Below are 19,936 nucleotides of genomic sequence, written 5' to 3'. Positions count from 1 at the left end.
CAGCGGGAGTGAACAGATGGACCACAGCGGGCACGGCATGAACATGGATCTGCCGCCGTTCACGCTGGGACGTGGGCTGGAATTCTCCGCGGACCCGTTCTTCCTGGTCGGCTGCATCCTGGCGCTCGCGCTGTACGGGTACGCCGTGCTGCGGCTGCGCAGGCGCGGGGACGGCTGGCCGGTCAACCGGATCGTCTTCTTCGTCTTCGGTGTGCTGTCCATCGCCCTGGTGATGTGCACCAAGCTCAACGACTACGGCATGGTCATGTTCAGCGTGCACATGGTGCAGCACATGGTGATCAGCATGCTGTCGCCGATCCTGCTGCTGCTCGGCGCGCCGGTGACACTGACGCTGCGGGCACTGCCGGTCGCCGGGCGGGACCGGACAGGGCCGCGCGAGGTGCTCCTCATGCTGCTGCACAGCCGGTACATGAAGATCATCACGCATCCGGTGTTCACGATCCCGCTCTTCATCGCCAGTCTGTACGCGCTCTACTTCACCCCGCTCTTCGACTTCCTGATGGGATCGAAGCCCGGCCATCTCGCGATGATGCTGCACTTCCTCGCCGTCGGCCTGGTGTTCTTCTGGCCGATCATGGGGATCGACCCGGGCCCGCACCGGCCGGGCTATGTGATGCGGATGCTGGAGCTCTTCGCGGGCATGCCGTTCCACGCGTTCTTCGGGATCGCGCTGATGATGGCGAGCCAGCCGATGGTGGAGACGTACAAGAATCCGCCGGCCTCGCTCGGCGTCGACGCACTCAGTGATCAGAACTGGGCGGGCGGTATCGCCTGGGCGTTCAGCGAGATCCCCTCGGTGCTGGTGCTGATCGCGCTGGTATTCCAGTGGTACCGCTCCGAGCAGCGGACCGCGAAGCGCTCGGACCGGGCGGCCGACCGGGACGGCGACAAGGAGCTGGCGGCCTACAACGCGTATCTCGCCTCTTTGCAGGCGCGCGGACAGTAGCGCGGAGCGCCCCCACGGGGCGACCATGGGCTCAACGGCCACGCGGCCGGTGAGGAGCGTGCGCGCATGTCCGGTTCCGTGAAAACCATGGGAGTGCTCACCCTCGGGGCGCTGGTTGCCGTGACGGGATACACGGTGGCGCTGGGGAGCAACGGCTGGCTCTGGTTCGGCTGGGTGGTACTGGGTCTGGCAACACTGGGAATGGCGGCCACGCAGGACGGCTGATCCGCTCCGACGGAGCGGCGCACCACCGGTCGGAGCCGGGCACCGGCGTGGTGACCGGTCAGTACGGCCCCGCGTCTGCGACGGGCGTCCTAGACTGACGGTCTCCCCGCACCACGATGACCTGGCACGACACAGCCCTGAGCCGACCGGCAGAGCGAGGTGCACCCTCTGTGTTCTATTACGTCCTGAAATACGTTGTGCTGGGGCCCGTGTTGCGCTTGTTGTTCCGGCCGCGGATCGAGGGGCTGGAACACATTCCCGCCGACGGGGCGGCCATCGTCGCCGGCAATCATCTGTCGTTCTCCGACCACTTCCTGATGCCCGCGATCATCAAGCGGCGCATCACCTTTCTGGCGAAGGCGGAGTACTTCACAGGCCCAGGTCTCAAGGGCCGGCTGACCGCCGCCTTCTTCCACAGCGCGGGGCAGATTCCGGTGGACCGTTCCGGCAAAGACGCCGGTCAGGCCGCGATCCGCGAGGGGCTCGGCGTACTGGCCAAGGGCGAGCTGCTGGGGATCTACCCGGAAGGCACCCGGTCGCACGACGGGCGGCTGTACAAGGGCAAGGTCGGGGTCGCGGTGATGGCGATCAAGGCGGGGGTGCCGGTGGTCCCCTGCGCGATGGTCGGCACCTTCGAGATCCAGCCGCCCGGAAAGGTCGTCCCGCGGATCAAGCAGGTCACGATCCGTTTCGGTGAGCCGCTCGAGTTCTCCAGGTACGCCGGCCTGGAGGACCGGAAGGCGGCGATCCGGGCCGTCACGGACGAGATCATGTACGCGATCCTCGGCCTGTCCGGCCAGGAGTACGTCGACGAGTACGCGGCCAAGGTGAAGGCCGCGCAGGCGGACCAGCCGAAGAAGTTCCCCCGGCTGCGACGCTGACCGCGAATCTGCGCTCAGCGAAGGTTCCTGGCCCGTTGGCGGCCCGCCCCCTAGCGTCTCCCTTCATGAGCAGAGGACACGCATACGTGCTCGGAGCGACGGGCCAGATCGGGCGGGTGACCGTCACGGCGCTCGTCGAGGACGGTTGGGAGGTGACCGCGGCCTCGCACGGCGGCGGCCGGGACGGCACCTGGCCCGACGAGGTGCGCAGCGTCCGCCTCGACCGGGACGAGGACGGGGCACTCGCGGCGGCACTGGGCGAGGGCTGCGACGTCCTGGTCGACATGGTGGCGTTCGACGGGGCGCACGCCCGGCAGCTGACCGGTCTCGCGGACCGGATCGGTTCTGCGGTGGTCATCTCCAGCGGCGCGGTGTACGAGGACGAGCAGGGCCGCAGTTTCGACACCCAGGACCGCCCCGACGGGGGCCCGCACTACCCGTTGCCGATCCCGGAGTCCCTCGCCACCGTGGCACCGGGCGACGGGACGTACGCGACGCGCAAGATCCGCCTGGAGCATGATCTGCTGGCCGCCGCGGATTCTCTCCCGGTGACGCTGCTGCGGGCGGGGGCCGTTCACGGGCCGTACTGCCGCACCCCGCGCGAGCTGTACTTCGTCAAGCGCGCCGTGGACGGCCGGGCGCGCCGCGTGCTGGCCTACGGGGGCGCCAGCCGCTTCCACCCCGTCCATGTGTCCAATGTGGCGGAGCTGATCCGGCTGGCCGCGCTGCGGCCCGGCAGCCGCGTGCTGAACGCGGCGGACCCCGAGGCTCCGACGGTCGCCGAGATCGGTGAGGCCGTCGACGAGGTGCTCGGCAGGAAGACGGAGACCGTGCTGCTGGCGGGCGCGCCTGCCCCGGGCCGGGTCGGGGAGACCCCGTGGAGCGCGGCGCACGACATCGTGTACGACATGGCGGCGGCGGAGCGGGAGCTCGGCTACCGGCCGGTGACCGGATATGTGGAGTCCCTGCCGGAGACCGTGGCCTGGCTTACCGAGCAGCTCGACGGCCAGGACTGGACGGACGCGTTCCCGAAGATGGCGCGGAACTACGGCGACATCTTCGACTACGCGGCGGAGGACGCCTGGCTGGAGGCGTACGACCGCGGCGTGTGAGGCACCGGGACAGGGCGAAGGGGCGGCCGGATACGCATCCGGCCGCCCCCTGCCCCGTAACGAGGTGCGGACCTCTTACGGCTTCGGTGTGGCGTGCGGGGCGCACGTCACGTCGTGGCGGTCGGTCTCCCCGGTGAGCAGGTAGGTGTCCACCCGCTCGTTGATGCAGGGGTTGAGCGCGCCCGTGACCCCATGCGAACCGGCGTCCTTCTCGGTGATGAGACGCGAGCCCTTGAAGCGCTTGTGCAGCTCGACGGCGCCCTCGTACGGAGTGGCGGCGTCACGCGTGGACTGCACGATCAGCACGGTCGGCAGACCCTTGCCGGTCTTGACCTCGAGCGGAGTCTGCTGCTTGCCCGACCAGGTCGCACAGGGCAGGTTCATCCAGGCGTTGGCCCAGGTCATGAACGGGTAGTCCTTGTGCAGCCGGGTGTTGTCGCGGTTCCACCGCTGCCAGCTGGTGGGCCACTTGGCGTCCGCGCACTCGACGGCCGTGTACACGGCGTTGCCGTTCTCCGAGGACGCGTTGCCCGCGAGGTCCGACATGTCGGGGCCCGCGGCGTCGACCAGTGCCTGGGTGTCGCCACCCCGGTAGTCGCTCCAGGTCTGGGCAGTGGGCGCCCAGGCGGAGTCGTAGTACGGCGCGCCCTGGAAGAAGCCGATGAGCTCGGCGGGGCCGACGACCCCGGCGATCGGGTCCTTCTTGGCGGCCGCGCGCAGCTCCAGCCACGCCTGCTCGACCTTCTCAGGCGTGTCGCCGATGTGGTAGACGGCGTCGTTCTTGGCGACCCACGCCTTCCAGTCGTTCCAGCGGGTCTGGAAGGCGATGTCCTGGTTGAGGTTGGCCTCGTACCAGATGTTGTCCTTCGCCGGGTTGACCACACTGTCGACGACCATGCGGCGCACATGGGTCGGGAAGAGCGTGCCGTAGACCGCACCCAGGTACGTGCCGTAGGAGACGCCCAGGAAGTTGAGCTTCTTCTCACCGAGCGCGGCGCGAATGACGTCCAGGTCGCGTGCGGTGTTGGGCGTGGTCATGTGGTCCAGCATGTCGCCGCTGCGCTCGGCGCAGCCGTCCGCGTACTCGGCGGCCAGCTTGCGCTGGGCAAGCTTGTCGGCCTCGTTGTCCGGGACCGGGTCCGCCTTCGGGGCCTTGACGAACTCCTGCGGGTCGATGCAGGAGATCGGCGCCGAGTGGCCGACACCGCGCGGGTCGAAGCCGACGAAGTCGTACGCCTTCGAGGTCTTCACCCAGAGCGGGTTCTTCGTGACAACCCTGTTCGGGAACCGGAGCCCCGAACCGCCGGGGCCGCCCGGGTTGTAGACGAGGGCGCCCTGGCGCTCCGCCGCGGTACCCGTGCTGACGGCCCGGTCCACGGCCAGCTTGATCTTCTTGCCGTTGGGCTTGGCGTAGTCGAGCGGGACGGTCACCCAGCCGCACTGGATGGGCTTGGAGAGTGCCCAGTCCGCGGGGCAGTCCTGCCAGTCGATACCCGCCTGCGCGGCCCGTGCGGCGGCGATCTTGACGCCGTAAGCCTCGGAGCCGCTGTGGTGGCGCCCGTCGGCGCTGGCCGCCGGTGCGGCTATCGCGCCCGCTATGAGCGTGCCCGCGATCAGAGTGCCGGCCGAACCGAGCACTGCTGTGCGTCTCAAGTGGAACCTCCCCCATATCCGATGCGCCGCGGGGTGGCGGCGCGTTCATCGGGACTTCCGGCAGATCCTTTCGTCTGTGGGGTTCCTGACAACAGGGCGTACGGGTGTTTCTTTACCGAACCAATAACCGGTGACCCCGGTCCCGCTCAGCGAACTCCCCCTCAGCCGCTGCCTCTCAGCTCGTGCAGGACCTCGTCCAGCACTCCGCGGAGCAGCCGTGCGTCGGCCGCGACGGCGGTCACCAGCACGGCGGGTCCGGCGAGGCGGGTGAGGACGGCGGTCGGGGACAGGAGCCGGGATTCCGGGCATGTGTCCTCGTAGCCCGGGTCCACGACGAGGAGTTGCCCGACAGCCCGGTGTCCGCCGAGCACGGCCCCGCCGTCCCAGCCGCCGGGCGCGCCCGGCCCGTAGGCGAGCTGCTGGTCCAGCAGCGGCCGGCCGGCCCGGCGCACGGTGAGCCGGGTGGTGAGGGTGCCGGTCGTCTCGCCGTGCCGGCCGAGGATCTGTTCCTCGCGCAGCACCAGGCGTGCGGAGGCGGCGAGTTCGACCCGGGTGGTCATACGCAGCTCGCTGCCGTACGCGGAGATGAGCTGCTCCGGGAGCCAGCGGAGCTCCGCCCCCTCCCCCACGGCCAGCCGCATGTCGTACGTCGCGGGCCCGGCGTCCGGCCCCGCTCCGGGCAGGGCGACGGTGGCGGCCGCGGAGTCGACGGTCAGTCGCGCGCCGTCCCCGATGTCCGCCTCGATGGCGAGCCGGTCGCCGCCGAGCGGGGCGGTCATGGCACCGACGACGGTGACACGGGCGTACGGGGCGAGGGCGGACCGGGTGCGGCGCAGGGCGAGCGGTCCGCTGCTCTCAAGTACGGGCAGCGCGGTGGCGCCCCTGCCGTCGGGGACCGCGGTGATACGGGCGGTGGCCTGGACGCTCATGCGGTCCAGGCGGCGAGCTGTGCGCGCACCCAGTCGGCGACGGGGCGGACGCCGTCGCCGGACGTCAAGGAGGTGAAGACAACGGGGAGTTCGCCGCGCTGCTCGGCGGCGTCGCGGGCCATCCGGCCGAGGTCGGAGCCGACGTACGGGGCGAGGTCGGTCTTGTTGATGACAAGGAGGTCGGCGGTGGTGACACCGGGGCCGCCCTTGCGGGGGATGTCGTCGCCGCCCGCCACATCGATGACGAAGACCTGTGCGTCGACGAGTCCTCTGGAGAACGTGGCGGTGAGGTTGTCGCCGCCGGACTCGACCAGGATGAGGTCGAGGGGACCGACCGCGTCCTCCAGGTCCTCGACGGCTTCGAGGTTGGCGGAGATGTCGTCGCGGATCGCGGTGTGCGGGCAGGCCCCGGTCTCGACGGCCTGGATGCGCTCGGGCGGCAGGACGGCGTTGCGCAGCAGGAAGGCGGCGTCCTCGCGGGTGTAGATGTCGTTGGTGACGACGGCGATGGACAGCTGGTCGCGCAGGGTGCGGCAGAGGGCGGCGACGGTCGCGGTCTTGCCCGAGCCGACCGGACCGCCGAGTCCGATGCGCAGGGCACGCCGGGTGCCGTCGGGCCGTGCGGCGTCGGCGCTGACAGCGGCCGGGCCGTCGTGGGTGTGGTCGAGGTGCATGGGGCGGCTCCTGATGGTGCGGTTACGAGGCGAAGAGGCGGACCGGCCAGGCGGCGTGCGCTTCGGCGGCGATGTCGAGCAGGGGCGCCGATGCGGCGGGCAGCGCGTCGAGGCCCTGGCGTGCGGCGGTGGCGGCGTGTTCGGCGACCCGGTCGAGCTCGGGGGCGAGGCGGGCGAGGACGGCGGTGGCCTCGAAGGGGTCGAGGGAGAGCAGCCGGACGACCGCGGTGGCGGGTCCGCTGACCGTCTCGTACGCGACGCAGTGCGCGGCGTCCTCGGGTCCGAGTCCCGCGGCCCGCGCGGTGAGGCCGAGGACGATCGGCTGGTGGGCGCCGCGCGGCCGGGCGGCGGCGAGTGCGGCCAGTTCGGCGCTGGGCCAGGTGGCCCGTGCGGCCCGCATCAGCTGACGGCCGAGCTTGCGCGCGACGGCCCGCAGGGCGGGTGAGGGCGTACGGGCGTCGGCGGCCTCGTCGAGCGCGAGCGGGTCGAGGCCGTGGGCGGCCGCCGCGGCGAGTGCGGCCGAGGTGAGTCCGGTGGTGTGGAGCCGGCCCCGGCAGAAGTCGGCGAGGTCGTCGGCGTTACGGATGCGTCCTGCCTTGACGGCCGGTTCGGCGCCACCGGAGTGGGCGTGGCCACCGGCGGGGAACCGGCCGTCGGCGAGGACGAGCAGCGCTGCGCGCGTCATGGATGACTTTCGATCACAACAGCCGGGGCCGTCAGAAGAGGAAGTAGCGCTGGGCCATGGGGAGTTCGGCGGCCGGGGCGGGGACGACCGGCTCACCGTCGATGGTGACGGCGAAGCTGTCCGGGTCGACCTGGACCCGGGGCAGCGCGTCGTTCTCGCGCATGTCCGCCTTGGTGACTCCCCGGGTGCTGGTGATCGGCACGAACCGTTTACCGAGGCCGAGGCGTTCCGGGAGTCCGTCCTCGATGGCGGCGCCCGCCACGAAGTTGAACGAGTTGGCGGCCGGGGCCCGGCCGAGTGCGCCGAACATCGGCCTGGGCATGACCGGCTGCGGGGTGGGGATGGAGGCGTTGGCGTCGCCCATCTGCGCGTAGGCGATCTGGCCGCCCTTGATGACCGTCTGCGGCTTGACGCCGAAGAACGCCGGGTCCCAGAGGACGAGGTCGGCGAGCTTGCCGGTCTCGACGGAGCCGATCTCCCGGTCCAGACCCTGGGCCACCGCGGGGTTGATGGTGTATTTGGCGACATAGCGACGGATGCGGCGGTTGTCGGCCCGTCCGTCGCCCGGCAGGGCACCTCGCCGCTTCTTCATCACGTGTGCGGTCTGCCAGGTACGCATGATCACTTCACCGACGCGGCCCATCGCCTGGGCGTCGGAGGAGATGATCGAGATCGCGCCGAGGTCGTGGAGGATGTCCTCGGCCGCGATGGTCGAGGGCCTGATCCGTGACTCGGCGAAGGCCAGATCCTCCGGCACCGCAGGGTTGAGGTGGTGACAGACCATCAGCATGTCGAGGTGTTCCTCGATGGTGTTGACGGTGTGCGGCCGGGTCGGGTTGGTGGAGCTCGGCAGGATGTACGGCTCCGAGACCACGGTGATGATGTCGGGAGCGTGCCCTCCGCCGGCGCCTTCGGTGTGGTACGCGTGGATCGAGCGCCCCGCGATGGCGGCGAGGGTGTCACCGACGAAGCCGGCCTCGTTGAGGGTGTCCGTGTGGATGGCGAGCTGGGCGCCGCTCTCCTCGCACACCTTCAGACAGGCGTCGATGACAGCGGGCGTGGCCCCCCAGTCCTCATGGATCTTGAACCCGAGTGCTCCGCCGCGGAGTTGGGCGCGCATCGCGTCGCCGGACATCGTGTTGCCCTTGCCGAGCAGCCCGATGTTGACCGGGTAGGCCTCCAGCGCCTCGAACATCCGGGCAAGGTGCCAGGCTCCGGGGGTGACGGTGGTGGCCTTGGTGCCCTCGGCCGGTCCGGTGCCGCCGCCCACGAGCGTGGTGACCCCGGCGGACAGTGCCTGGTCGACGATGGTCGGCGAGATGAAGTGGACATGCGCGTCGACGGCGCCCGCGGTCAGTACCTTGCCGTTGCCGGCGATGATCTCGGTCTCGGGGCCGATGACCAGATCGGGGTGCACCCCGTCCATGGTGTCGGGGTTGCCGGCCTTGCCGATCCCGGTGATCCGGCCGTCCCGTATGCCGATGTCCGCCTTGACTATGCCCCAGTGGTCGATGACGACGGCGCCGGTGATCACGGTGTCGGGAGCGCCTTCGGCGCGGCTGGTGCGCGCCTGCCCCATCGACTCGCGGATCACCTTGCCGCCGCCGAACACCGCTTCGTCACCGGCGAGTCCGGGGCCGCCGGAGCGGTCCTCCTCGATCTCCGCGAACAGATCGGTGTCGGCGAGCCGGATGCGGTCGCCGGTGGTGGGGCCGAACAGGTCGGCGTAGACCGCGCGGTCGAGCTCAGGCATCGAGGGCACCTCCGGTTTCGCCGCGCAGGCCGTGGACGATGCGCAGACCTGCGAGCGGGACGAGTTCGACGTCGACGGGAATGCCGGGCTCGAAGCGGACGGCGGTTCCGGCGGCGATGTTGAGCCGCTGCCCCCGGGCGGCGGCGCGGTCGAAGTCCAGGCCCGGGTTGGCCTCGGCGAAGTGGTAGTGCGAGCCGACCTGGACGGGCCGGTCGGCGGCGTTGAGGACGGTGACGCGGGTGACGGCACGGCCCTCGTTGAGCGGCACGGGGCCGTCCGCGTACAGGATCTCTCCGGGAATCATCGCGGCGCTCCCCCGTCAGACGATCGGGTCGTGGACGGTGACGAGCTTGGTGCCGTCGGGGAAGGTGGCCTCGACCTGGACGTCGTGAATCATCTCGGGGATACCCTCCATGACGTCCTCACGGGTGAGCAACGTGCGCCCGGACGCCATCAGTTCGGAGACCGTGCGGCCGTCGCGCGCGCCCTCCATCAGATGTGCGGTGATCAGGGCGACGGCCTCCGGGTGATTGAGCCGCAGCCCGCGCGCCCGGCGCTTCTCCGCCACATCGGCCGCCACATGGATGAGCAGACGCTCCTGCTCGTGCGGGGTGAGTTGCACGCTTCCACCTCTTCGTCTTCCGCCCAGTACCTGCCCTGGACGCAGCCGGACCCTATCCGCCTTCAACGGTTTGTTGATCTTGAATCGGGGTCCCGCGGCGAGGTATTGCACGTTAGGGCGGAAGTTTTTCCGGCGCGTTAACTGGCCCTTTGCACATCCATGGACATCAGGCCCCGCAGACCGTCCTCCAGGACCCCCGGCGCCATGTCCCCGAACAGCGCCAACTGGACGATGAAGCCCTGGGCCGTCGCGATGAGCGTGCGGGCGAGGGGGTCGGCGGGAAGCTCCGCGGCGAGCATGCCGTTGGCGCGGTACGCCTCCACCAGCTCGCCCCAGGCCGCCCGGAGGCCGCCGTACGCTTCGCCGATCGTGTGGCTGAGCCGTTCGCTGCGCAGCGCCTCCGACCAGACCTGGACGATCAGACCCGCGAACGCCTGCGGGTCGAGGCCGAACGGCCCGCCCGTGAAAAGGGCGCGGGTGACCCGGCCGATGAGCACGTCGGGCGTGGGCGGCGGGGTGGTGCGGGCGGCTTCTCCGAAGGCGTGGCGTACACCACCGATCGCCTCCCCGGCGATGGCCGCGATCAGGTCGTCCTTGCCGGTGAAGTAGCGGTAGACGGCACCGGCCGAGAGCCCGACCTCCTTCAGCACGTCCTGCATCGAGGTGCCGTGGAAGCCGTCGCGAGCGAAGCAGCGGGCTGCGCCTTGGAGGATCTGGCGACGCCGGGCGTCTAGGTGTTCCTGGGATACGCGAGCCATGACCTCAACCTAAAACGAACGTTCCTTCTTGACAAGCCGGGATTCCCGGCGTGACAGTGGAGCCCTACTTAAAACGAACGATCCTTCTCTTAAATTTCCGAACGGAGGCCCCAATGTCCCACACACCTCACACCTCCACTCCCACCTCCGCTCTCACCGCCAACCTCACCTCCACCGAGCGCAACCGCCGCACCGTGGCGGTGATCCTTCTCGTCCCGATGGTGGTGGCCCTGGCCCTGTGGGCCTTCGCCTGGCCGGCTGCCCGGATCGCCCCGCGCGATCTCCCCGTCGGGATCGCCGGAGCCGCCCCCGCCGCCGACCAGCTCCAGGAGCGGATGGAACAGCGCGCAGGCGCCTTCGAGATCCACCGTTACGAGGACGAGGCCGACGCCCGCGCCGCCATCGAGGACCGGGTCGTATACGGCGCCGTCGTCGCCACGCCCACCGGCCCTCAGCTGCTCACCGCCAGCGCGGCCGGGCCCGTGGTGGCCCAGTTGCTGCGCGAGGCCGTCGCCGCGTCGTCGCCGCCCGGCACGGAACTCCAGGTCACCGATGTGGTGAAGGCTCCGGCAAGCGATCCGCGCGGCAGCGCTCTCGGTGCGAGCACCCTGCCCCTGGCCCTCGCCGGGGTCGCGGCCGGAGCCGTCGTGACCGTCCTGGGGCTGCGGGGTGCCCGGGCCGCGCTCACCCTGACCGGCGCATCGGCGCTGGTCGGCATCACCGCCGCGGCCCTGGCGCACAGCTGGCTCGGCGTACTGGCCGGTGACTGGTGGACCGAGGCCGGTGCGCTCGCGCTGACCGTGCTGGCCATCGGCGCGGTCGTGGCCGGGCTCGCCGCCCTCCTGGGGCCGAAGGGCATCGGGCTCGGCGCACTCCTCATGGTGCTGCTCGGCAATTCGTTCTCCGGCGTCACCAGCGCACCCGAGATGCTTCCCGAACCCGTCGGCATGATCGGCCAGTGGCTGCCGCCGGGCGCGGGCGGATCGCTGCTGCGGTCGGTCGCCTTCTTCGACGGCAGCGCGGCCGGCGTCCCGGCACTGACCCTCGCACTGTGGGCGGCGGCCGGCCTGGCCGTCGTGACCCTGGGCGGACGGCGCCGCAGCGAGGAGGAGGCCGCCCCGGCGGCCGGCACACCCGCGCCCGGACCGACGCGCTGACGCCCTGACGCTCCGGCCCATGCGTCGAGCCGCCATGCACCCCGACCGTAGCGGACGGGGTGCACGGTTTTTTCGCGTGTACGACTGTTTCGGGCGTACGTGAAGGGTGTCAGTCGTCCCGGTTGTCGTGACCGCGGTGCTCGGCGGCGATACCGAAGCTGCGCCGTTCGCCCGGAGCGGACGTCACGGAGCGGATCGAGGACACCGAGCGGATCACCTGCTCCTCCGCCGCGGCTTCCTCGTCCTCAAGTCGCCGCAGGTCAGCGGCAGAAACGAGCGCGATGAGCGGCTTGCCGTGCCGCGTCACGACCACGCGCTCGCCGCCGTAGACGACGCGGTTGATCAGTTCGGCGAGCTCCGCCCGGGCTTGCGTCACCGGAATCTCGTAGGCCATAGTCCCCATCATAACCTTGTGTACGTCCTGTACATTTTTTACAAGGAGGACCGAGCCATGATCCGCCCCGCCGCCCGTTACGTACTGCCGGAGTTCACCGAGCGCACCGCGACCGGAACCCGGACCCTCGACCCGTACTCGAAGCTGCTGTCCGAGCGGATCGTCTTCCTGGGCACGCCCGTGGACGACACCGCGACGACCGACCTCATCGCTCAGTTCATGTACCTGGAGCACGCGGAGCCCGACCGGCCGATCTCGCTGTACATCAACTCCCCCGGCGGCTCGTTCACCGCCATGGCCGCGATCTACGACACGATGCAGTTCCTCACCTGCGAGGTGGAGACCTTCTGCCTCGGCCAGGCCGGCTCCTCCGCGGCCGTCCTGCTCGCGGCCGGCGCGCCGGGCCGGCGACATGCCCTGCCCGGCGCCCGGGTAGTCATTCAGCAGCCCTCCCTGCCCGAGGCCGTGCGGGGCCAGCCCTCCGATCTGGAGATCGAGGCACGGGAGTTGATGCGCGTGCGCGAGATGCTCACGGGAATGCTGGTCCGGCACACCGGCCGGTCCGCGGAGCAAGTCACCGCCGACCTCGACCGGGACACCATCCTCGACGCCACGGCCGCCAAGGCGTACGGGATGGTGGACCACGTCATGGAGAAGCGCAGTCCGTCCCAGCCGCCGCACCCCGCGAGGTGAACCGCCGATGCTGCCACCGGAGTTCCCGCCGCTCCCCGCACTGACCCGTGCCGAGGGGGAGTTCATCGACTGCTACCTGGAAGTGCTCGACCAAGTGGGCCGGATCAACCCGGCCCGCGGCAGCGACACCTACAGCGCGCTCCGGGCTGCGCAGGCGCTGGCCTCCCGGGCGGGAGCGCTGCGTGACGCCCTCGTCTCCATGCACGAGCGGGGCGAAACGCAGATCCATGCGGGCACCCTGGCGCGGGCGTTGCGGGTGCTCGACGGGGAGCGGCGCGCGGAGCGGGTCACCGTACCGCCCGTCGGCACGAGTTGATCAACTGCTTCCCCGACTCCCCTTCCCGACCGGCTCTTCGCGCACACTCTCCCGACACGCCCGGCACTCGGAGCGAATTCCCTCGCTCGTTCGGCGTAGACCGTTCCCCTTTCGAGGGACAGCTCAACTTGTGCAATGCGTGCGGGCCGTGAGCGGAATTCAGCGCTCCGCCGCTGGTACGAGGCCGGTCGGGAAGCTCGCCTCCCGACTCAAATCCACCCTGTCCACCCAAATGGATCATTCGTGACGAGCCTCACATAACACCGATTCAACTCAGAAAACAGACACCGAGTGAGTCAAGATCCCTGGGACGACAAGCCCCCGCCACCGCGGCGGGGCGGTCCGGGCGGACGCCGAGTCCTGCCGCTGTCCGGATGACTGGTCGACAGGAGTGGATCGGCAGGAGTGGAGGACCCGAGCACAACGGGTCGACCGGGTGACCGGCCGTCCCTCGGGGTGAAGCCGCCATGTGCGGCCGGGCAACTTCGCCAGCCCGAACCCGACAGGTCATCCTTCACAGGCGGCTGACGAAGGGTTGCGCATGTCTGCGCAGGTTCGTGTCCCGTCACTTCTCGCCCGAGCCGGTACGGCCTCGGCACTCACTCTCGCCATCGGCACCACCATGCTGGCCCCGGGCATCGTGAACGATGCCGAGGCCGCCACCCATTCGACGAAGGCGCTCAGCATCGCCGCCTCGAAGAAGGGTTCGCCCTACCAATACGGTGCCGCAGGCCCCCGCCGGTTCGACTGTTCGGGGCTGACGCTGTACTCGTTCAAGAGGGTGGGCAAGAAACTTCCCCGCACGGCCCAGCAGCAGTACAACAAGACCCGCCACATCTCCTCGTCGCAGCGTAAACGCGGCGATCTGGTCTTCTTCCACTACGGCCGCAGCGTCTACCACGTGGGCATTTACGCCGGCCGCGGCCGGATCTGGCACTCCCCGAAGTCCGGCTCCGTCGTGCGCCTGGAGCGAATCTGGTCCAAGAGCGTCTGGTACGGGCGGGTGCGCTGACCGGCGCCCCTGCTGTCTCAGTGCAGCAGGGGCCCGCCCACCAGCACGAGCCCGAGCGCGGTGAGCGCCGCGCCACTGCCGCCCTCGATCGCCCTGGCGGTACGCGGCCGACGCAGCCACCGGCCGAGCCGGTCCACGAGCAGGGCCACGGCCGGGAACCAGATGAGCGCCAGCAGCACGACGACCGCGGCGAGAAGCAGTGTCCTCGGCAAGGGCGGCCGGCCGTCCGGAACGAACTGGGGCAGCAGGCTGAGGAAGAGGACGGGCGCCTTGGGGTTCAGGGCATTGGTGAGGAACCCCTGACGCAGCGAGCGCCCGAGCGCTTCGGGTGTCTCCCGCGGTGCCGTGTCCTGATCCGCTCCGGCCGTCGCCGGGCGCCGCCGTATCGCGTACAGCGCGCTGAGTCCTAGGTAGAGCACGTACGCGCCGCCGAGCAGCTGGACGGTGCGGAAGAGCACGGGCATCGTCACCAGCACCGCGGCGAGGCCCGCCACGGCGAGCGCGGTGTGCACCAGCAGACCCCCGGCGACTCCCAGCGCGGTGGCCACCCCGGCCCTGCGCGAGGCCAGGGCATTGCGTACGACCACGGTGAAGTCGGCGCCCGGCAGCGCCACCATTCCCGCGGCGACTCCGGTGAAGGCCAGCAGTTGTGCGTCCATGGGTACACCATGGACGCACCGAGCCCTTAGCGTGTACTTGCAATCTTCTGGGTCTGCCAAAAGGAATGCTTAATGTACGACCCGACGCGCCTGGCGGCGCTGGTGGCGGTCGCCGAGGCGGGTTCGATCACGCGTGCCGCAGCCCGTCTGGGCTACACGGCCCCCGCACTCTCCCAGCAGCTGGCCAAACTGGAGCGGGAGGCCGGTGCGGAGCTGTTGGTACGCCACCACCGCGGCGCACGGCTCACGGCGGCGGGTGAGCTGCTGGCCGGACGGGCTCGGAGGGTGCTGGACGAGATGAACCAGGCCCGCCACGAGCTGGCGCGGCTTGCCGGGCTGTCGGGCGGGCGGCTGAGGGTCGCCACCTTCACCACGGCCGGCATTCATCTGCTGCCTCCGGTCCTGAGCGCGTTCCGGCGGGCCCATCCGGACGTCGAGCTGACCGTCACGGATCTGGAGCCGCCAGGCGGGGTCGCCGCCGTGGCCTCGGGCGAGGTGGATCTCGCGCTGACGCACGCGTATGAGCCGGCTGTCGCCGATCCGCCGCCTGCGGGGGTCACCGTCGAGCCGCTGCTGGTCGAGGAGCTGGTCCTGATCACCGCCGTCGGGCAGGTCCTCTCGGAGGGCACGGGGCGGCTGCCGGTCACGGAGCTCGCCGGCCGTCCCCTGATCAGCAGTGCGCCGACGCATCCGCCCCGGCGCGGTGTGGAGAGGGCCCTGGCCGAGGCGGGGGCGACGCCGGCCGTGGTCTGCGAGTCCCCCGGCTACGCGCTGGTGTGCGCACTGGTCAGTGCGGGGCTCGGGGCGGCCGTGGTGCCGGAGATGGTCGCCGCGATGTCACCGACGCCGCTGGCGGTGCGGCGGCTCGACCCCGCCGCCTTCCGGCGGACCATTTCGGTGGTGCACCGCGGTGACCGGGCGACCGCGGCGGCAGCGACCCTGACGGCGCTGTTGCGCAGCGGCTTCGGCCGCGCGGCCGCTGGGCAGTGATGGACCGTTTCGGCGGGGTCAGCTCTGGACAGGGACGGTCCACGGCAACGCGATCGAGACGGTCTTGCCCCCGTCGGCCGTGGGGCTGACGGTGAGCCGCCCGCCGCACTCCTTGGCCAGACAGCGGATGATGACCATGCCGCGCCCGTTGTCCTGCTGGACGGCCGCGGGCAGCCGCCGGGGCCAGCGGGGGTGACTGTCCGTCACCCCGACGTACAGCTCCTCGTCCCGGTCCAGCCGGAGGTCCACGGTGAAGGTGGGCGACTGGCCGAGGGTGTGCTGGACGGCGTTGGTGGCCAGTTCGGAAACGATCAGACGGATGCTGTCGGCGATCTCGGCGTCGTCCGGGAGGCCCCACTCGGTGAGGACCCGGGCCACATATCTGCGCGCCGAGGACACCGAGACCGGATCGCTCGGCAGAGTGACGGATGCTTCTTGCTGGTCTGCCATGCGGCGCCGTCCCTTCCCGGCCCGGCCGATCGAGATCGGCCGGGGTTGTGCTTCGCGCCAGATTGACACTGATGCTGCCCTCTGTAACGACGATGCACCAAGATATGCATATACCTGTCGCCCAAAGCGGTGAACTCTGCCACGGAAGACTGCATGGGGGCGACGCCCCGGAACCCGTACCGGAGGACGGCGATCGACCCCTCAGCCGACCTGGGCCGACGCCCCTTCGGGAGCGGTCCGTACGATCGTGTCCACCGCGGCCGAGACCTGCTCCGGCGTCAGATCGGCCCGCGCGGTCAGCCGCAGCCGCGAGATCCCGTCCGGTACCGACGGCGGCCGGAAGCAGCCCACCGCGATTCCAGCCGCGCGGCAGTCGGCCGCCCAGCGCACCGCCGAGTCCGCGGACGGCGCCCGGACGGCGACCACCGCGGCGTCGGGGCGGGCTGCCGTGAGCCCGGCCGCGGTCAGCCGTTCGTACAGGGCCGTGGCCACCGCACGGGCGCGGTCCGCCCTCTCCGGTTCGCGCCTCAGCAGGTCCAGTGCGCCCAGGGCCCCGCCGGCCGCCGCCGGGGCGAGTCCGGTGTCGAAGATGAATGTGCGGGCCGTGTTGACCAGGTGGTCGATGACCCGGGCCGGTCCGAGGACCGCACCGCCCTGGCTGCCCAGCGACTTGGACAGGGTGAGCGTGGCGACGATCCCCTCGCCGCCCGCGAGCCCGACGGCGGCGAGCGCGCCGCGCCCGCCTTCCCCGAGGACGCCCAGCCCATGCGCGTCGTCGACCAGCAGTGCGGCGCCCTCGGCCCGGCACGCGTCGGCGAGTTCCGTCAGCGGAGCGGCGTCGCCGTCCACCGAGAAGACCGAGTCGGTCACCGCCAGGGCCCGTCCGTCGTGCGCGTGCAGGGCCTTGCGTACGGCGTCGGGCTCCGCGTGCGGCACCACGGCCGTCGCGGCCCGGGAGAGCCGGCATCCGTCGACGATCGAGGCGTGGTTGCCGGCGTCGGAGACGATCAGGGAGCCGTGGCCGGAAAGTGCGGTGAGGGCGGCGAGGTTGGCCGCGTATCCGGAGGAGAACACCAGGGCCGCTTCGAAGCCACAGAACGCGGCCAGTTCGGTTTCGAGTGCGGCGTGCAGGGCGGTGGTACCGGTGACGAGTCGCGATCCGGTGGCACCCGCGCCCCATCGATGTGCCGCCTCGGCGGCCGCCGCGGTGACCTCGGGGTGCCGGGTGAGACCCAGATAGTCGTTGCTCGCGAGGTCCAGCAGTTCCGTTTCGGCGGGGCGCGGCCGCAGGGTGCGGACGAGTCCGGCAGCGGCACGGCGGCGGGCCTCGTCGTCGATCCAGTCGAACGGGGCGAAGGACATGTGGTGGTCCCTTTTGTAGGCAGCTCACAGACCCTAGCCGGGGGCGCAGCAGGTCAGGGTGTGGCAATACCCACACCCTTCGCCGCCTCTTCTGTCTGGTTCCTCCTTGGCCGATGGCCGTGCCGTACGTCAGGATCATCGCCATGGACCTGCTGAACACGCTGGTGGACAAGGGGCTGCGGCGCGAACTGCCGACCCGTGAAGAAGCGCTCGCCGTGCTGGCGACCTCCGACGACGAACTGCTCGACGTGGTGGCCGCCGCGGGCCGGGTGCGCCGCCAGTGGTTCGGGCGGCGCGTGAAACTGAACTATCTGGTCAACCTCAAGTCCGGGCTCTGCCCCGAGGACTGCTCGTACTGCTCGCAGCGGCTCGGGTCGAAGGCGGAGATCCTCAAGTACACGTGGCTGAAGCCGGACGAGGCGTCCAAGGCGGCGGCCGCCGGGGTGGCGGGCGGCGCGAAGCGTGTCTGCCTGGTGGCGAGCGGCCGCGGTCCGACGGACCGCGATGTCGACCGGGTGTCGCAGACCATCGAGGCGATCAAGGACCAGAACGAGGGCGTCGAGGTGTGCGCCTGTCTCGGTCTGCTCTCCGACGGACAGGCCGAGCGGCTGCGCTCGGCCGGCGCCGACGCGTACAACCACAATCTCAATACGTCCGAGGGGACGTACGGCGAGATCACCACCACGCACACCTACGCGGACCGGGTGGAGACCGTGCAGCAGGCGCAGGCCGCCGGGCTGTCCGCCTGCTCCGGGCTGATCGCCGGCATGGGTGAGAGCGACGCGGACCTGGTCGACGTCGTCTTCTCGCTGCGCGAGCTGGACCCGGACTCGGTACCGGTGAACTTCCTCATCCCGTTCGAGGGCACCCCGCTCGCGAAGGAGTGGAACCTCACCCCGCAGCGCTGCCTGCGCATTCTCGCGATGGTCCGGTTCGTCTGCCCTGATGTCGAGGTGCGGCTCGCGGGCGGGCGCGAGGTCCATCTGCGGTCGATGCAGCCCCTCGCCCTGAACCTGGTCAACTCGATCTTCCTGGGTGACTACCTCACCAGTGAGGGGCAGGCCGGCCAGACCGACCTGGACATGATCGCGGACGCCGGTTTCGAGGTGGAGGGTGCGGGCACGACGACGCTGCCCCAGCACCGTACGCAGGCCGGCGGTGGCTGCGGCTCGCACGAAGGGGGCTGCGCGCCCTGCGGCGACACGGCCGACAAGCCGGAAGACGCGCCTGTCGCGGATGCCTCCGAAGTGCCGGCCGCGGATGTCCCCGAGGTGCCGACCGCACGCACGGACCTCGTGGCGGTCCGCCGTCGCGGCGCCGGTACGGACCTCGCGCCCAATGCCTGAGCCGCTCTCCCCCGCCGCATTGCGCGCCCTGGACCGGGCCCATGTCTGGCACCCCTACGGCCCGATGCCGGGCCGCCAGGAACCGCTGGTCGTGGAGTCCGCGTCCGGGGTACGGCTCCGGCTCGCCGAAGAAGCGTACGGGCAGCGCGAGTTGGTGGACGGCATGTCGTCCTGGTGGTCCGCTGTGCACGGGTACAACCACCCGGTCCTCAACGAGGCGGCGCGCGGCCAGCTGGACCGGATGAGCCATGTGATGTTCGGCGGGCTCACCCATGAGCCCGCCGTGCGGCTGGCGACCCGGCTGGTGGAGATCACCCCGGAGCCGTTGCAGCATGTTTTCCTCGCCGACTCCGGTTCGGTGTCGGTCGAGGTGGCAGTGAAGATGTGCCTGCAGTTCTGGCGCTCGGCCGGACAACCGGCCAAACAGCGGCTGCTGACCTGGCGCGGCGGCTACCACGGGGACACCTGGCAGCCGATGTCGGTGTGCGATCCCGAGGGCGGGATGCATGAGCTGTGGTCGGGCGCGCTGCCGCGGCAGGTCTTCGCGGACGCTCCGCCGGACGGCTTCGACTCGGAGCCGGACGACGCCTACGTCACGCATCTGCGAGGGCTGATCGCGGACCACGCCCATGAGCTGGCCGCCGTGATCGTGGAGCCGGTGGTGCAAGGCGCGGGGGGCATGCGGTTCCACTCGCCGGCGTATCTGCGGGTACTCCGCGAGGCGTGCGACGAGCATGACGTGCTGCTGGTGTTCGACGAGATCGCCACGGGTTTCGGGCGTACGGGCACGCTGTTCGCAGCCGGGCATGCCGGTGTCTCGCCGGACGTCATGTGTGTCGGCAAGGCTCTGACCGGCGGCTATCTGACGATGGCGGCGACGCTGTGCACCTCCCGGATCGCCGATGGCATCTCCAGCGGCGAGGTGCCGGTCCTCGCGCACGGGCCGACGTTCATGGGGAATCCGCTCGCCGCGGCGGTGGCCTGTGCCTCGATCGATCTGCTGCTGGGCCAGGACTGGGAGCAGGAGGTCAAGCGGATCGGCACCGGGCTGCGGGCCGGTCTCGCCGAGGCGGCCGGGCTGCCCGGGGTCCGGGACGTCCGGGTGCTGGGTGCCATCGGCGTCGTACAGCTGGATCACGAGGTGGACATGGAGGCCGCGACCCGGGCGGCGATACGGGAAGGGGTCTGGCTGCGGCCGTTCCGCGACCTCGTCTACACCATGCCGCCCTATGTGACCGGTGATGACGATGTGGCGCGGATCTGCCGCGCCGTGTGCGCGGCGGCGCGGGAGGGCTGAG

23 protein-coding genes and 1 riboswitch are annotated in these 19,936 nt (G+C 70.8%); of the genes, 11 read left to right on the top strand and 12 right to left on the bottom strand.

Features of this window, described 5'->3' with window-relative positions; translation table 11 throughout:
- Window positions 1-16 precede the first annotated feature (16 nt).
- The 4 genes from ACFT7S_RS11775 (at window position 17) to ACFT7S_RS11760 (ending at window position 3,185) form a co-directional block, all read left to right on the top strand.
- Window positions 17-967: a cytochrome c oxidase assembly protein gene (locus ACFT7S_RS11775; RefSeq protein ID WP_382729980.1), complete on the top strand. Its 951-nt coding sequence runs from the start codon at window positions 17-19 to the stop codon at window positions 965-967.
- A 66-nt stretch (window positions 968-1,033) separates the two neighbouring features.
- Window positions 1,034-1,192, top strand: a complete 159-nt coding sequence (locus tag ACFT7S_RS11770) for a hypothetical protein (protein WP_382729978.1) — start codon at window positions 1,034-1,036, stop codon at window positions 1,190-1,192.
- Window positions 1,193-1,362: 170 nt separating this feature from the next.
- Window positions 1,363-2,073: a lysophospholipid acyltransferase family protein gene (locus tag ACFT7S_RS11765; protein ID WP_382729976.1), complete on the top strand. Its 711-nt coding sequence runs from the start codon at window positions 1,363-1,365 to the stop codon at window positions 2,071-2,073.
- Window positions 2,074-2,138: 65 nt separating this feature from the next.
- Complete coding sequence (locus ACFT7S_RS11760) at window positions 2,139-3,185, top strand: NAD-dependent epimerase/dehydratase family protein (protein WP_382729974.1); 1,047 nt, start codon at window positions 2,139-2,141, stop codon at window positions 3,183-3,185.
- 75 nt (window positions 3,186-3,260) lie between these two features.
- On the opposite strand, the gene ACFT7S_RS11755 is transcribed toward ACFT7S_RS11760, so the two are convergent.
- The 8 genes from ACFT7S_RS11755 to ACFT7S_RS11720 all read right to left on the bottom strand — a co-directional run bounded on the left by ACFT7S_RS11755 (window position 3,261) and on the right by ACFT7S_RS11720 (window position 10,259).
- Window positions 3,261-4,838: an alpha/beta hydrolase gene (locus ACFT7S_RS11755; RefSeq protein ID WP_382729973.1), complete on the bottom strand. Its 1,578-nt coding sequence runs from the start codon at window positions 4,836-4,838 to the stop codon at window positions 3,261-3,263.
- A 161-nt stretch (window positions 4,839-4,999) separates the two neighbouring features.
- Window positions 5,000-5,767: an urease accessory protein UreD gene (locus ACFT7S_RS11750; RefSeq protein WP_382729971.1), complete on the bottom strand. Its 768-nt coding sequence runs from the start codon at window positions 5,765-5,767 to the stop codon at window positions 5,000-5,002.
- Window positions 5,764-6,441: an urease accessory protein UreG gene (gene ureG / locus ACFT7S_RS11745; protein ID WP_382729969.1), complete on the bottom strand. Its 678-nt coding sequence runs from the start codon at window positions 6,439-6,441 to the stop codon at window positions 5,764-5,766. The genes ACFT7S_RS11750 and ureG overlap by 4 nt, the downstream gene beginning before the upstream one ends.
- Window positions 6,442-6,463: 22 nt before the next feature.
- Window positions 6,464-7,126 carry an urease accessory protein UreF gene (locus ACFT7S_RS11740; protein ID WP_382729967.1) on the bottom strand — a complete coding sequence of 221 codons (663 nt, stop codon included), beginning with the start codon at window positions 7,124-7,126 and terminating at the stop codon, window positions 6,464-6,466.
- 31 nt (window positions 7,127-7,157) lie between these two features.
- On the bottom strand, window positions 7,158-8,879 hold the full coding sequence (locus ACFT7S_RS11735) for an urease subunit alpha (protein WP_382729966.1): 1,722 nt from the start codon (window positions 8,877-8,879) through the stop codon (window positions 7,158-7,160).
- Entirely contained in the window at window positions 8,872-9,183 is a 312-nt protein-coding gene (locus ACFT7S_RS11730) for an urease subunit beta (RefSeq protein WP_382729965.1), read from the bottom strand. The genes ACFT7S_RS11735 and ACFT7S_RS11730 overlap by 8 nt, the downstream gene beginning before the upstream one ends.
- 15 nt (window positions 9,184-9,198) lie before the next feature.
- Window positions 9,199-9,501, bottom strand: a complete 303-nt coding sequence (locus ACFT7S_RS11725; protein ID WP_382729957.1) for an urease subunit gamma — start codon at window positions 9,499-9,501, stop codon at window positions 9,199-9,201.
- Window positions 9,502-9,638: 137 nt separating this feature from the next.
- Window positions 9,639-10,259 (bottom strand): TetR/AcrR family transcriptional regulator, encoded by a 621-nt coding sequence (locus ACFT7S_RS11720; RefSeq protein ID WP_382729955.1) that lies wholly within the window; start codon window positions 10,257-10,259, stop codon window positions 9,639-9,641.
- Between the two features lie 113 nt (window positions 10,260-10,372).
- On the opposite strand from ACFT7S_RS11720, the gene ACFT7S_RS11715 reads away from it, so the two are divergent.
- The gene (locus ACFT7S_RS11715; protein WP_382729953.1) at window positions 10,373-11,416 is read left to right on the top strand and encodes an ABC transporter permease; all 1,044 of its coding nucleotides are present in this window, start codon (window positions 10,373-10,375) and stop codon (window positions 11,414-11,416) included.
- A 109-nt stretch (window positions 11,417-11,525) separates the two neighbouring features.
- Here ACFT7S_RS11715 and ACFT7S_RS11710 read toward each other — a convergent pair whose 3' ends face one another.
- Window positions 11,526-11,810 (bottom strand): type II toxin-antitoxin system Phd/YefM family antitoxin, encoded by a 285-nt coding sequence (locus ACFT7S_RS11710; RefSeq protein WP_382729951.1) that lies wholly within the window; start codon window positions 11,808-11,810, stop codon window positions 11,526-11,528.
- A gap of 57 nt (window positions 11,811-11,867) precedes the next feature.
- Here ACFT7S_RS11710 and ACFT7S_RS11705 point away from each other — a divergent pair, with 57 nt between their 5' ends.
- The 3 genes from ACFT7S_RS11705 (at window position 11,868) to ACFT7S_RS11695 (ending at window position 13,831) form a co-directional block, all read left to right on the top strand.
- Window positions 11,868-12,503 carry an ATP-dependent Clp protease proteolytic subunit gene (locus ACFT7S_RS11705; protein ID WP_382729949.1) on the top strand — a complete coding sequence of 212 codons (636 nt, stop codon included), beginning with the start codon at window positions 11,868-11,870 and terminating at the stop codon, window positions 12,501-12,503.
- Between the two features lie 7 nt (window positions 12,504-12,510).
- A complete protein-coding gene (locus tag ACFT7S_RS11700; protein ID WP_382729947.1) occupies window positions 12,511-12,819 on the top strand; it encodes a hypothetical protein in 309 nt (102 codons plus the stop codon).
- A gap of 351 nt (window positions 12,820-13,170) precedes the next feature.
- Window positions 13,171-13,356: riboswitch (cyclic di-AMP (ydaO/yuaA leader) on the top strand.
- Between the two features lie 4 nt (window positions 13,357-13,360).
- Entirely contained in the window at window positions 13,361-13,831 is a 471-nt protein-coding gene (locus ACFT7S_RS11695; RefSeq protein WP_382729945.1) for a C40 family peptidase, read from the top strand.
- Between the two features lie 17 nt (window positions 13,832-13,848).
- On the opposite strand, the gene ACFT7S_RS11690 is transcribed toward ACFT7S_RS11695, so the two are convergent.
- Window positions 13,849-14,490 carry a LysE family translocator gene (locus ACFT7S_RS11690; protein ID WP_382729943.1) on the bottom strand — a complete coding sequence of 214 codons (642 nt, stop codon included), beginning with the start codon at window positions 14,488-14,490 and terminating at the stop codon, window positions 13,849-13,851.
- A gap of 72 nt (window positions 14,491-14,562) precedes the next feature.
- Here ACFT7S_RS11690 and ACFT7S_RS11685 point away from each other — a divergent pair, with 72 nt between their 5' ends.
- Window positions 14,563-15,480 (top strand): LysR family transcriptional regulator, encoded by a 918-nt coding sequence (locus ACFT7S_RS11685; protein WP_382729941.1) that lies wholly within the window; start codon window positions 14,563-14,565, stop codon window positions 15,478-15,480.
- 18 nt (window positions 15,481-15,498) lie between these two features.
- Here the strand turns inward: ACFT7S_RS11685 and ACFT7S_RS11680 are convergent, their stop codons facing one another.
- Together ACFT7S_RS11680 and ACFT7S_RS11675 are read right to left on the bottom strand one after the other, a co-directional pair.
- Window positions 15,499-15,930 (bottom strand): ATP-binding protein, encoded by a 432-nt coding sequence (locus ACFT7S_RS11680; protein WP_382729939.1) that lies wholly within the window; start codon window positions 15,928-15,930, stop codon window positions 15,499-15,501.
- 201 nt (window positions 15,931-16,131) lie between these two features.
- Window positions 16,132-17,292 (bottom strand): 8-amino-7-oxononanoate synthase, encoded by a 1,161-nt coding sequence (locus ACFT7S_RS11675; RefSeq protein ID WP_382729937.1) that lies wholly within the window; start codon window positions 17,290-17,292, stop codon window positions 16,132-16,134.
- A 143-nt stretch (window positions 17,293-17,435) separates the two neighbouring features.
- On the opposite strand from ACFT7S_RS11675, the gene bioB reads away from it, so the two are divergent.
- Window positions 17,436-18,638, top strand: coding sequence for a biotin synthase BioB (gene bioB, locus ACFT7S_RS11670; protein WP_382730258.1), 1,203 nt, complete (start codon window positions 17,436-17,438; stop codon window positions 18,636-18,638).
- Entirely contained in the window at window positions 18,631-19,935 is a 1,305-nt protein-coding gene (locus ACFT7S_RS11665) for an adenosylmethionine--8-amino-7-oxononanoate transaminase (RefSeq protein ID WP_382729935.1), read from the top strand. The genes bioB and ACFT7S_RS11665 overlap by 8 nt, the downstream gene beginning before the upstream one ends.
- The last annotated feature ends 1 nt before the right edge of the window (window position 19,936 follow it).

Source organism: Streptomyces sp. NPDC057136 (genome assembly GCF_042670885.1).
Taxonomy (GTDB): domain Bacteria; phylum Actinomycetota; class Actinomycetes; order Streptomycetales; family Streptomycetaceae; genus Streptomyces.
Note: the sequence above shows the minus strand (reverse complement) of the source record. Positions and strands in the feature narration are given on the sequence as shown.